We start from the raw sequence: 13,606 nt of genomic DNA, 5'->3' as shown, positions 1-13,606 counted from the left end.
TACACTGAAAACTGTTGTTTCCAAATACAACAATAATTTAAAGCTTTATTTTACAAATAAGTATTCTATTCATATGTAGATAATATTTGTTTTTTATAGGAATATGGTATCGCCAGATCTTCATTGGTGTTTGCGACAGCTTCTGTCATGGCGATTTCATACGTATTCAAATCTAGCTTAAGAATAGTACCTACTCTGCTAAACTCTTCATTAATCTTTGCATTCAAGATTAGTTGTTCATTTGTTATTGGATGATTAAAAATTAACTGATGTGCATGAAGCATCATTCCTTTCAGTTCAAAATTCTCCAACCATAATTTATTTTGCTTGTTACAACCATGTGGCCGACTTCCTAAAATGGGATGAAAAATATGTTTGAAATGTTTTCGTAATTGATGCATACGTCCAGTTTCAGGAATCGCTTCTACCAAACAATATCGTGACGTTGGTTGATTGTTAAATTCTAACTCAATTTCGGTAGTTTGCAATCGATGAAAGTAGGTTATTGCATTTTGTATAACACCATCATCATTGGTTAAATCATAATCAATCGTTAGTTCTTCGGGTGACCAACCACGTAAAATTGCTAAATACTTTTTTTCGACTTCGCGCGTGGCAAAACGATCATTCATAATTTTTAAAACCTTTTTATCCAACGCAAATAACAAGACACCAGATGTTTTGCGATCTAACCGATGAATAGGATAAACGTGTCGCCCTCCTATTTGATTTCTCAATTCTTGAATAGCAAAAACTTTTGCATCACGCGCATAGAATGATTTGTGAACCAACAAGCCACTTGGTTTATTAATTGCTATAATATATTCGTCTTGGTAAAGAATTTCTAACATTTGGCAAAAATAAAAGAGATTTCTATCGAAATCTCTTTTTTAACTTATTTATTTCTATTCTTTTCTTTTTCCCCCGCTAGCGCGAAGGTATTCTCATTTTTGCAGCCGTGAAACATCTGAAATCTATTTTAGCCCAACCACCCATCACGATCCAAACTTCTATACTGAATCGCTTCAGCAATGTGGCTGGAAACCACTATTGGAGCCGCATCAAGATCAGCGATCGTGCGTGCAACCTTCAAAATACGATCATAGGCTCGAGCCGATAAATTTAATCGTTCCATCGCTGTTTTCAATAATTGTTTTGAAACATCGTCCAAGGCACAATATTCCCGAATGTGTTTGGTATTCATTTGGGCATTGTAATGGATATTTTCCATTTGCTCAAAGCGTTCGGTTTGAATTTCTCGAGCCGCTGTCACTCTTTTGCGAATGTCTACACTACTTTCTGCTTTTTGATCATCCGATAATTTTTCGAAAGGGACTGGTGTCACTTCGATATGAATATCAATTCTATCTAATAAAGGTCCTGAGATTTTACTCAAATACCGCTGCATTTCATGTGGTGAAGAAGTTTGTGGCGAATCCGGATCGTTGAAAAAACCACTTGGACTCGGATTCATACTTGCCACCAGCATAAACGAGGATGGATAAGTAACTGTAAATTTAGCTCTGGAAATAGTCACTTCTCGATCTTCCAGTGGTTGGCGCATCACTTCCAGAACATCGCGTTTAAATTCCGGCAATTCATCCAGAAACAAAACGCCATTGTGCGCCATTGAAATTTCGCCGGGTTGCGGATAACTGCCGCCGCCAACAAGCGCCACATTCGAAATAGTATGGTGCGGGCTACGAAACGGACGCTGATTCATCAAACCTACTTCCTTCAATTTTCCAGCAACACTGTGAATTTTTGTGGTTTCTAATGCTTCACGCAACGTCATGGGAGGCAAAATACTGGGCAGTCGCTTAGCTAACATGGTTTTTCCGGCACCCGGTGGACCAATCAAGATAATATTATGCCCGCCGGCAGCCGCAATTTCCATACATCTTTTTATAGACTCCTGCCCCTTGACATCAGTAAAATCAAATTCAGGAAAGTCTAATGTTTTATAAAATTCGGCTCTAGTATCGATTGTTGTTGGTTCCAAAGTCCCTTTTCCTTCTAGAAAGTCAATTACTTCCTGTATGTTTTCTATTCCATACACATTTAATCCTGCAACAATTGCTGCTTCTTTCACATTTTGCTTTGGAAGAAAAAAACCTTTAAAACCCTCTTCTTTTGCTTTGATAGCAATCGGCAAAGCGCCACGAATGGGTTGCAAACCTCCGTCAAGCGAAAGCTCTCCCATGATTACATACTGGTCAATTTCATCGGCTTTAATCTGCCCAGAGGCTACCAGAATACCAATTGTCAAAGTCAGATCATACGCAGAGCCTTCTTTACGTAAATCCGCAGGAGCCATATTGATGGTGATTTTTTTGCCGGGCATCGCATAGCCATTGTTTTTAAGCGCAGCCGCAATGCGGTAACTGCTTTCTTTAATAGCATTATCTGGTAATCCAACTAAATGGTATCCAATCCCTTTATCAATATTTACCTCAACGGTAATTGTTGTGGCTTCAACTCCAAAAACTGCACTTCCAAAAACTTTAACTAGCATCTGTTTTTATTTGATTTTAAAATTAATGAAACTTTTCTTATTATTATTATAAATCTTACATAAATTCCAATAAAATAATGAACAGCAAAGATTTCATCAAAAGACACTCAAAATACTTTGGTATACAGCTCTATACGATACATTTTTCGCGAAAACAAAATGTTAAAATTAAAAAAAGTGAAGGTATAATATTAACATTTTTCTACTTTTAGAAAATAATTAGAAACCACACTATGAAAAAAATCCTACTCCTACTCTGTTTGAGTTTTTTGGTACCAAAAACCTATGCTCAGGAATACTTTCCTAATAACGAAAGTGTTCAAAACAAAAACACCAATTTCACTGCTTTTACCAATGCCAAAATTTATGTTACCCCAACACAAATTATTGAAAAAGGCACTTTATTAATTCAAAACGGAAAAGTAATTGGTGCCGGTGCTACCATTACTATTCCTAAAAATTGCGTTACTATTAATCTGGAAGGAAAATCAATATATCCTTCTTTTATTGACATTTATACCAGTTTTGGAATTGAAAAACCAAAAGAAATAACAAGTACGGAAAGAAATCCTTTGTACGATACTAAAAGAGTGGGATATTATTGGAATGAAAATATTCGCTCAGAAGTAAATGGATATGAAAGTTTTAAATACGACCCAACTAAAGCAGAGGAGTTGTTAAAAGCAGGATTTGGTGTTGTAGGTACTCACGTTCCGGATGGAATTGCCCAAGGATCCGGAATGTTAATCGCTTTGAACAACGCTGATAAAAGCACACAATTATTATCTGACAAAATCACTAATCACTTTGCATTTACAAAAAGTGCCACTACAAATCAATCCTATCCTAGCTCATTAATGGGAATGATGGCCTTATTACGCCAAATGTACTTTGATTTAGATTGGTACAAAAAAGGGAATGCTGCAACCAAAGATTTATCATTAGAAGCCTTATCAAATAATGAAAAATTAGTTCAAATTTTTGCTTCGGAGGATAAATTAAATAGTGTTAGAGCTTCTAAAATAGCAAAAGAATTTGGATTGAACTATGTATTGAAAGGCATAGGAAATGAATTTGAAAGAATTGAAGAAATAAAAAAAACAAATTCTAAATTTATTATTCCAATCAATTTCCCTGAAGCTTATGATGTGTCTGATCCGTACCAAGCCAATCAAATGGAATTGAAAGATTTGCGTTTCTGGAATCAAGCCCCTACTAATCTAAAGGTTTTGTCTGATAACGGTATTGTTTTCGCCTTGACGACAGACAAATTAAAGAAGGTGGAAGATTTCAGAACCAATCTTCTAAGAGCCATTAAATATGGTTTTGATACAACCAAAGCATTAGAAGCACTGACAACAATTCCAGCATCAATTTTAGGAAAAAGCAACGAAATTGGAAGTTTAAAAACCGGAAGTCTAGCTAATTTTGTGATCACCTCCGGAGAAATATTCGAAGAAAAAACCATCGTTTACGAAAACTGGGTTCAAGGAAGTAAGTATGTCATCAATGATATTATGGTTAAAGACATTCGTGGTAAGTATGACTTAACGGTCAATAACACCAAATACAAATGGACTCTTGACGGCGACATAGCTGCACCAAAATCAGAAATCACAAGTGTTGATGCTAAAAAAATAAAGTCTAAACTTACTATTGCTAATAACTGGATTTCAATAATAATCAAACCCAATGATTCTACAAAAACCAGCTTTACAAGAGCAACAGGATACATAGACGATATTGAGAAAATTTCTGGAAAAGCAATTTTATTCAATGGAAATGAAGTGAAATGGAGCGCTGTAAAAACGGCTCCTTTTGCAAAAGCGGTTGATTCTTCAAAAATTGAAAAAAACAATATGATCCTCCCTACAACATTTCCAAATGTTGCCTTCGGGACGGTAAAAAAAGCAACACAACAGACACTTTTATTCAAAAATGCCACGGTTTGGACCAATGAAAAAGAAGGTGTATTAGAAGAAACAGATGTTTTAATCAAAAATGGAAAAATTGCTGCTATCGGCAAAAACCTTTCTGATGCTTCCGCCACAGTTTTAGATGCAAAAGGCAAACATTTGACCAGCGGAATAATCGATGAACATTCCCACATAGCCATTTCAAGAGGTGTCAATGAAGGGGGACACAACTCCAGTGCTGAAGTAACAATTGAGGATGTAGTCAATTCCGAAGACGTTAATATCTATAGAGATTTAGCTGGTGGTGTAACAACTTCGCAATTATTGCATGGCTCTGCTAATCCTATCGGAGGACGCTCTGCCATTGTAAAATGGAAATGGGGCGCTTCTGCAGAAGAAATGCTTTACAAAGACCAACCAAAATTCATTAAATTTGCTTTAGGTGAAAATGTGAAACAAGCCAACTGGGGAATTACCAACCCTACTCGTTTTCCTCAAACAAGAATGGGTGTGGAACAGGTTTTTACAGATTATTTTCAACGTGCAAAAGAATATGACTTGGCTTGGAAAACTTATAATTCAAGTGGTAAAAAAGGAAAAGGGAAAGCGCCAAGGGTAGACTTAGAACTACAGACTCTAGCTGAAATCCTTAATAAGGAACGTTTCATTTCCTGCCACTCTTATGTGCAATCTGAAATTTTGATGTTGATGAATGTTGCCGAAAAATTTAACTTTAGAGTAAATACCTTTACACATATCCTTGAAGGATACAAAGTAGCCGATGAAATGAAAAAACACGGAGTAGGAGCCTCGACGTTCTCGGATTGGTGGGCGTATAAATTTGAAGTGAATGATGCCATTCCGTTCAACGGTCCAATCATGCACAATGCGGGACTTGTAGTAGCCTATAACTCTGATGACGCTGAAATGTCCAGAAGATTAAATCAAGAAGCTGCAAAAGCAGTGAAATATGGAAACATTTCAGAAGAAGAAGCATGGAAATTCGTGACTTTGAATCCTGCAAAATTATTGCATATTGATGATAAAGTGGGAAGTATAAAAATAGGAAAAGATGCTGATGTAGTACTTTGGAACAACAATCCTTTATCTATTTATGCTAAAGCTGAAAAAACAATAATTGAAGGTGTCGTTTATTATGATGTGCAAAAAGATGAAGCACAAAGAGTAGCAGTTGCCAAAGAAAGAAATGAGTTAATAGGCCAACTATTGCAAGAAAAAAACAAAGGAATGATCACTCAAGAGCCTAAAAAGAAGGAAAAAATAGAATATCATTGTGATTCTTTGGAACATTAAGCTCAAGAAATCTACGTTTCTTAAATCTAAAACAACAAAATAGGATGAATAAAAATATATATATTTTACTATTGGTATTTAGCATATCAATACTTACAAAGGCACAGCAAGCTCCTGCTTCAAAACAATCAAAATCTATTTTAATTCTAAATGCAACAGCACATTTAGGAAATGGCGAAATAATCGAAAACAGTGCTATAGGATTTGTAGAAGGCAAAATTACATTAGTGGCAGATGCCCGATTAATAAAACTAGCTCAAGGAGCGTATGATATTACCATTGACGCCAGCGGAAAACACGTATATCCAGGATTTATAGCGCCCAATTCTACCTTGGGCTTAGTCGAAATTGATGCCATAAAATCTTCTGATGATGAAAGCGAAATAGGAAATATGAATCCTCACGTAAGAAGTATTATTGCCTATAATGCTGATTCAAAAGTAATTGAAACCATTAAACCAAACGGAATTTTGATGGCGCAAATTACCCCACGTGGCGGAAGAATTTCAGGCACTTCATCCATCGTTCAGCTTGATGCCTGGAACTGGAAGGATGCACTGATAAAAGAAAATGATGGGATTCATCTTAATTTCCCTTCTAGTTTTAAAAGAAGTGGTTCCTGGTTTGAACCCGGAACAATTGAAGCAAATAAAGACTATAGCAAACAACACTCAGAGATAACTACTTTTTTGACTAGCGCAAAAGCATACTTAGCAGATAGCCCCAAAGAAATAAATTTGATTTTTGAGGCTACAAAAGGATTGTTTGACGGAAATCAAACCTTATTCATACACGCAAATGAAGAAAAACAAATTATTGATGCTATACAAATGGCAAAAGAAAATGGAGTTAAAAAAATAGTAATTGTTGGTGGTTATGAAGCGTATAAAACGGCTGACTTACTTCAAAAAAACAACATTGGAGTATTATTAAAAAGAGTGCATGATATGCCTGAAAATGAAGATCATGACATTGATTTACCGTACAAAAACGCTAAATTATTGACAGATAAAGGCGTTGTTGTAGGCTTGGAAAACAGTGGATCCATGGAGCGTATGAATACCAGAAACTTACCTTTCCTGGCCGGAACATGTGCTGCTTATGGACTTGACAAAGAAAAAGCGCTACAACTAATAACCTTCAATACCGCCAAATTATTAGGGATCGATAAACAATGTGGTACTTTAGAACAAGGAAAGGATGCTACCTTATTTATTTCTGAGGGTGATGCTTTAGACATGAGAACGAACAAACTAACTAATGCTTTTATTCAAGGCAGAATGATCAGTCTTGAAACACACCAAACAAAAATGAACGATATTTATAAAACAAAATACAATCAAAAATAACAAATACAATGGGACTATTTAACGCCATCCTGGGCAATGCCTCTGAAGTAAACATTAAAGATGTTGCTACTGAATTTGAGCCAATCCTAATTGATGGAGAAACAATCGAAAAAGCATATAAATTAATTCGGGATATGTTTGTTTTCACCAATAAAAGATTGATTCTGGTCGAAAAACAATTGGTTGGAACCAAGGTTGATTATATGTCAATTCCGTATTTGAGTATCAAAAAATTCTCTAAAGAAAGTGCTGGAATATTAGATATGGATGCCGAGTTGAAAATTTGGTTAAACAATGACGCAACCCCAATTGTAAAACAATTTGGTAAAGGTGGTAATAACATTAATGAAGTTTACAAACTTTTAAGCAAACATCTTTTAAAATAAGGAGATCCTTTAGTTTTTGAAAAATGCATCACTTGTAGCTATACAATTGGTGCATTTTTTATATATCAAATTTTGTCTTAATGCTAAGTGCATTAAAATTCCCAGATTGGAAGTCTAATTTTTTACCACAAGACCCCAAGTATTCATTAAATTGGTGATTTTATTTAAATAAAAAACAAATTTTATCTTTAAAATATAAAATACCCATAAAAAAATAGGGGCTAGATTGTGAAAATCATAAAAATAAAACATTAACGCACTTTACAATAGGGGTATGTTGAACAATTTTATATTTTTATCAAAATTTAAAACTGAAAAACGATGCGAAAAATTATTTTAAGTGTGATATTGATCACGATTTTGGTATTAACCCTTTGTTCAAATTATTTCTTAGCAGAAAGTCCAGCTCCTACAGAAGCAGTAAAATTTGATACCGGCGATACCGCTTGGATGATCGTTGCAACTGCACTTGTATTAATCATGACACCCGGTTTAGGTTTCTTTTACGGTGGAATGGTAGGTAAAAAAAATGTCATTAGTACCATGCTTCAAAGCTTTATGGCAATGATAATCGTTACCGTGTTGTGGGTTGTCATCGCTTTCGGATTATCTTTTGGTCCAACTATTGGAGGAATAATAGGGAATCCAATTCCAAATTTATTTTTTCAAGGCGTAAATACAAATACATCTTGGGGTCTAGCTCCAACAATTCCATTTATGCTCTTTGCCTTATTTCAAGCAAAATTCGCCATCATTACACCCGCTTTAATCACCGGCGCTTTTGCAGAACGAATTCGTTTTTGGGCGTACTTGTTATTTATGGTTTTATTCATACTGCTCGTTTATACCCCGCTGGCTCACATGACATGGCATCCAGATGGTATTCTCTTTAAAATGGGCGTATTGGATTTTGCTGGTGGAACTGTAGTTCATATGAGTGCTGGTTGGGCTGCTCTGGCTGGTGCCATTTTCTTAGGCAAAAGAAAAGCAGAAAAAGGAAATCCCGCACGTATAACATACGTAATGTTAGGTACCGGATTGTTGTGGTTTGGATGGTTCGGGTTCAACGCAGGTTCCGCTTTAGGAGCTAATGGGCTTGCCGTACAAGCACTGGGGACAACTACTATTGCTGCTGCTGCTGCTGGAATGGCTTGGGTATTTCTTGATAAAATTCTTGGTCATAAATTGTCGGCAATGGGAGCTTGTATTGGTGTAGTGGTCGGATTAGTTGCCATTACTCCTGCAGCTGGTTTTGTTAGCATTCCTCATGCTTTGTTCATAGGAATTTTTGCAAGTATTGTGAGTAATCTGGTGGTTAGAAGTTTCCACAAATGTAAAATTGATGATGCTTTAGATGTATTTGCCTGTCACGGTGTAGGTGGCATCATTGGGATGCTTTTGACAGGTGTATTTGCTTCAAAATCAATAAACGCGGCCGTTGGTGATAACCAAGGACTTATTTTTGGAGAAACAACATTATTCTTAAATCAATTATTTGCTATGGTTGTCGTTTCCATATTTGCATTCTCAATGTCTTATTTCCTTTTCTATATTGTAAACAAAATAACTCCTCTAAGAGTAAGTGAAGAAAAAGAAGAATTAGGCTTAGATATTTCGCAACACGGTGAATTTCTATAAATCTTCGGTATAAAGTTAGAGACGCTCTGAAATTTCAGAGCGTTTTTTTGCTCTTATCCGTTCTAAATACCTATAATATACAAAGCAATTCTTATTCTTTAAACAATAAACTAAAAACTTTAAAAATAGCGTAGTACATATTAATTTTAGCCTGCATACTTTAAAACTAAAATCCCAATCTTTAAAAAAAAGATTGGGATTTTAGTTTTAAATATAGTCGAATGCTTTTATGGCGCACAACCCGATTGCCGTTTTATTTTAAAACAGTACACTCAATTTTAGAGTCGTTATAAATCTTGTGCGTTTGTTTCTTAAAATCTTCAGGTTTTGCATAAAAGATATTGTCAACAAATGTCTGTGGATTCAAATCTATAAATGGAAACCACGTACTTTGAACCTGAATCTGGATTTTGTGTCCTTTTTTGAACGTATGAAATACATCTTGTAACTTAATATTAACTGCTGTTTTCTCATTGGCTACAAAAGGTTCTGGTTTTGAAAAACTATTTCTAAAACGGCCTCGCATAACTTCACTTCTTACCATCATGTGGTAATTACTCATCTTTAGATACGGAGCTACTTCTTTTGTTTCCGGTTCGTCGTTTGGGAAAACATCAATCACTTTTACAATCCAATCCGCATCAGTTCCTGTGGTTGACACTTGTAATTTAGCCAAGATTGCTCCAGCTAATGTGGTATCATCATTCAATACTTCTGTTTCAAAAACAATCACATCCGGACGTCGTGCAGCAAAACGCTGGTCATCGGTCATGTATTTCCTTGGCGTAAGTCCGTTTTGTTTAATATCCTCCGAATAGGGTACCGGTTTCTTAGGATCACTAATAAATTCTTCAAAAGAAATATTTTGCTTAGCCAATTTTGTCAATTTACTCCCTTGCAAAAAGAAATCTTGTTTTTCAGTATTTACGGGAGGCCAGGCATCATAGGTTTTCCACTCTTTTCTTCCGGTGTCAAAAACATAAGCTTCAGGCAATTTATTAGCTCCTTTTCCATTATTTTTCAAAAAATGACAGAAGAAATTAGATTCAATATTTTTTTGATAAAAACCAGAAATACTATCTCCAAAATTAATATTACCAATCACTTGCTTTGCTGAATTCCTAGCCCAATCACCATGACTCCAGGGTCCCATAACAATTGTGTTGTAGTTTTTACTGCTCTTTTCTATCGTACTGTAGGTATTCAAAGGACCGTATAAATCTTCGGCATCAAACCAACCTCCTACTGTCATTACCGCTGGTTTAATATTATTCAAATGCTGTAAAATTCCACGCTTTTGCCAAAAATCATCGTAACTGGAATGGTCTTTCAGCTGTTGCCAAAACTCATTCTCTTTTCCATAATATTTGTCTAAATTAGAGAGTGGTCCTGCATCCAGGAAAAACTGATAATCATCGTTTGTACCCGCATTCGTAAATTTGTACCAAGGTTCCGTAGTACGTTTTGTTTTTTGAGGGCCAAATAACGGAGTGACTTTCCAATAACTCAACAAATACGCTCCATTGTGATGAAAATCATCAAAAAAGAAATCAGCGATACATGCCTGAGGCGAAACGGCTTTCAAAGCTGGATGATTACTCAATAAAGAATATGTAGCGTAAAAACCTGGATATGAGATTCCCCAAGTTCCAACATTTCCATTATTGTTAGCCACATTTTTCACCAGCCACTCTATCGTATCATAAGTATCCGAAGCTTCATCCGTATCTTTCTTGCCTTTTTTATTTGGAATAAAACCACGCATGTTGTCATACAAACCATCACTCATGAATCGTCCTCGAACATCTTGATAGACTACAATATATCCTTCTTTCATCATCGTTTCACTGGGAGAAATGCTTTTCTTGAACTGATTTTCTCCATAAGGCCCCGAGTTATATGGTGTTCTTTGCATTATAATTGGATATTTTGTAGAAACATCTTTGGGAGTATAAATGGCAGTAAACAACTCTACTCCATCACGCATTTTAATATGCACTTCCTTTTTAGTATAATTTTCAGACACATAATTGGCTTTATTGTCTTGGGCAAACAGAACTGCACCAATAAAAAAAAGCGAAATACCTAATAGTTTTTTCATGAATTTTTTTGAGTTAAAATAATTTTTAAAGATAAAAAATCTCTTCGAATATTGCATCCATATTCCTTCTTTTTTGAAATTTATGAATTTTAGTTTATCAAAAAAACACCAAATATGTTAAAAAAAATAATCGTTTTTAGGATCTTTTTAAAGAAAACTGCACGGTCAGATTGGCATTTTTCATCAAAAATTTCATTCGATTTTACTTCTATAAAACCAATACTATTAATGCAAAAAGTGGCCGTTATTTGTTGTAAAAAAGACAATATCTGCATTTTAAAAGGATTTTTTAGATAATTTGCCTTACATTTGTAAAATACCAAATTATTTTTTGTGGTTAATAAAGTCTTTTTTTTGCACTTTTAACCCAAAGCTAAGATCCCTTATTTTAGAAAATATTCTAAAAAAAATCATCTTTTTTTTGCAGTTTACTGCACCTTTTGCCTTTTGGAAAAATTCCATGTACAGGCTATTAAATAATCGAAAATTAATAATATGCACCTAATAGATTATGCAATCTTTGTTGTTTACATGCTGGTTATGCTAGGCGTTGGCGTTTATTTTTTCAATAAGAATAAAACCGCGGAAGATTTTTACGTTAGCGGAAGAAATATGAATAGCTGGCACATTGGTTTATCCGTTGTAGCCACAGATGTAGGTGGTGGATTCTCAATAGGATTGGGCGGTCTGGGTTTTACGATGGGAATATCCGGTTCTTGGATGCTGTTCACCGGACTGCTGGGCGCTTGGCTGAGTGCTGTTTTTCTAATTCCAAAAGTAAGTGCATTAGGACATAAATATAAGTTTTTCACTTTTCCCCAAATATTTGATCATTTTTATAATGCTAAAGTAGCGCTACTGGCCGGAATTATTTCGGCTATTGGATATCTTGGATTTACAAGTTCTCAGGTTTTGGCTGGAGCCAAATTAGCTTCGGCAACCATAGAAGGACTTAATTTACAAACAGCGCTAATTGTAATGGGACTTATCGCGGTAATTTATACGGCTATTGGAGGATTAAAAGCCGTTATTTATACCGATACAATCCAGTGGTTAGTCCTTATTGGCGGATTGGTTTTTATAGGAATTCCAGTTGCCTACAATGCCGTGGGAGGGTATGAGGCGATCAAGACTACCCTGGCACCTGAATATTTATCACTGACCAATGTAAAATGGTATCAGATTTTAAACTGGTCTATAACCATTATACCCATTTGGTTTGTAGGAATGACTTTATACCAGCGGATTTATGCCAGCAAAGGAGAGAAAGAAGCTAAAAAAGCATGGTTGATTGCGGGTGTTTTTGAATGGCCTATAATGGCATTTATGGGAGTGATTCTGGGAATGCTGGCTAAAGTGGCTGCAAACAAAGGAATGTTTGACGGTATTACAGATGCAGCCAATATGGATAGCGAAATGGGATTGCCTATTTTACTGGCCACCATACTCCCCGTTGGATTAATGGGGCTGATGCTTTCTTCCTATTTTTCGGCCATACTTTCTACCGCGGACAGCTGCTTAATGGCAGCTTCCGGAAATATTGTCACTGATATTATTGCTAAATTTTCAAAAAAAGAATTGAGTCATAAAAAAGAGCTTCGGCTCTCACAATTGGTCACCTTAATTGTAGGTCTTCTTGCTATTTTAATTGCTTCCCAAATGCAAAATGTACTGGAACTGATGCTCTACTCTTATGCTTTTATGGTGTCGGGCCTTTTCGTTCCGGTAATAGGCGCTTTATTTTGGAAGAAAAGCCATCCAACAGCTGCTTTTTGGAGCATGTTATTTGGGGGTGCCACCACAATCCTGCTAATTGTTACAGAGAATAAACTACCTTTAGATTTAAAATTACCGGAACATTTAGATGCAAACCTTTATGGAATAAGTATTTCTCTTATTTTATTCGTTACAATATCACTTTATCACCATAACAAAAAAGAAAGACAAAATGGAATTCAAACAAATTAATGACACAACCGGAGAAGATACAATTTATACCAATCAAATTATAGCATTATTCCTTTATACCCATTTAGAACAATATGGCGATACGATTGAAGACATTCGAAAATGTATTGATTACGTTATGAATCCTACAAAAGGAGGCAACATTGTAGTGGGAATCGAAGATCAAAAAATCGTAGGAGTTGTCATCTTGAACAACACGGGAATGAAAGATTTTATTCCTGAAAATATTTTGGTATACATTGCCGTGGACAACAGCCAACGGGGAAAAGGGTTTGGAAAACAATTGATGCAAAAAGCAATATCAATTGCCGAAGGAAATATTGCCCTGCATGTAGAACCAGATAATCCTGCCAAAAAACTGTATGAAAGCTTAGGTTTTACCAATAAATATTTGGAAATGCGCCTCATTAAATAATCCA

At 35.5% G+C, this 13,606-nt stretch carries 9 protein-coding genes; 6 read left to right on the top strand and 3 right to left on the bottom strand.

The features are described from left to right. Positions 1-65: 65 nt before the first annotated feature. Entirely contained in the window at positions 66-851 is a 786-nt protein-coding gene (locus EKM03_RS05305) for a pseudouridine synthase (RefSeq protein ID WP_126554144.1), read from the bottom strand. A gap of 128 nt (positions 852-979) precedes the next feature. Further along, entirely contained in the window at positions 980-2,515 is a 1,536-nt protein-coding gene (locus EKM03_RS05300; protein WP_126739989.1) for a YifB family Mg chelatase-like AAA ATPase, read from the bottom strand. 233 nt (positions 2,516-2,748) lie between these two features. Between EKM03_RS05300 and EKM03_RS05295 the strand changes: the two genes are divergently transcribed. The 4 genes from EKM03_RS05295 (at position 2,749) to EKM03_RS05280 (ending at position 9,118) form a co-directional block, all read left to right on the top strand. Continuing rightward, positions 2,749-5,745 carry an amidohydrolase family protein gene (locus tag EKM03_RS05295; protein ID WP_126739988.1) on the top strand — a complete coding sequence of 999 codons (2,997 nt, stop codon included), beginning with the start codon at positions 2,749-2,751 and terminating at the stop codon, positions 5,743-5,745. A 44-nt stretch (positions 5,746-5,789) separates the two neighbouring features. Further along, a complete protein-coding gene (locus EKM03_RS05290) occupies positions 5,790-7,094 on the top strand; it encodes an amidohydrolase family protein (protein WP_126739987.1) in 1,305 nt (434 codons plus the stop codon). A gap of 8 nt (positions 7,095-7,102) precedes the next feature. Then, the gene (locus EKM03_RS05285; RefSeq protein WP_126462565.1) at positions 7,103-7,480 is read left to right on the top strand and encodes a PH domain-containing protein; all 378 of its coding nucleotides are present in this window, start codon (positions 7,103-7,105) and stop codon (positions 7,478-7,480) included. A gap of 321 nt (positions 7,481-7,801) precedes the next feature. Next, positions 7,802-9,118, top strand: a complete 1,317-nt coding sequence (locus EKM03_RS05280; protein ID WP_126462568.1) for an ammonium transporter — start codon at positions 7,802-7,804, stop codon at positions 9,116-9,118. Between the two features lie 253 nt (positions 9,119-9,371). Here the strand turns inward: EKM03_RS05280 and EKM03_RS05275 are convergent, their stop codons facing one another. Further along, the gene (locus tag EKM03_RS05275) at positions 9,372-11,219 is read right to left on the bottom strand and encodes a CocE/NonD family hydrolase (RefSeq protein ID WP_126739986.1); all 1,848 of its coding nucleotides are present in this window, start codon (positions 11,217-11,219) and stop codon (positions 9,372-9,374) included. 495 nt (positions 11,220-11,714) lie between these two features. On the opposite strand from EKM03_RS05275, the gene EKM03_RS05270 reads away from it, so the two are divergent. Next, the gene (locus EKM03_RS05270; RefSeq protein ID WP_126462574.1) at positions 11,715-13,187 is read left to right on the top strand and encodes a sodium:solute symporter; all 1,473 of its coding nucleotides are present in this window, start codon (positions 11,715-11,717) and stop codon (positions 13,185-13,187) included. Next, the gene (locus tag EKM03_RS05265) at positions 13,168-13,602 is read left to right on the top strand and encodes a GNAT family N-acetyltransferase (protein WP_126515464.1); all 435 of its coding nucleotides are present in this window, start codon (positions 13,168-13,170) and stop codon (positions 13,600-13,602) included. The genes EKM03_RS05270 and EKM03_RS05265 overlap by 20 nt, the downstream gene beginning before the upstream one ends. Positions 13,603-13,606: the final 4 nt, after the last annotated feature.

It is taken from the genome of Flavobacterium sp. GSP6, from assembly GCF_003984855.1.
Lineage (GTDB): Bacteria > Bacteroidota > Bacteroidia > Flavobacteriales > Flavobacteriaceae > Flavobacterium.
Note: the sequence above shows the minus strand (reverse complement) of the source record. Positions and strands in the feature narration are given on the sequence as shown.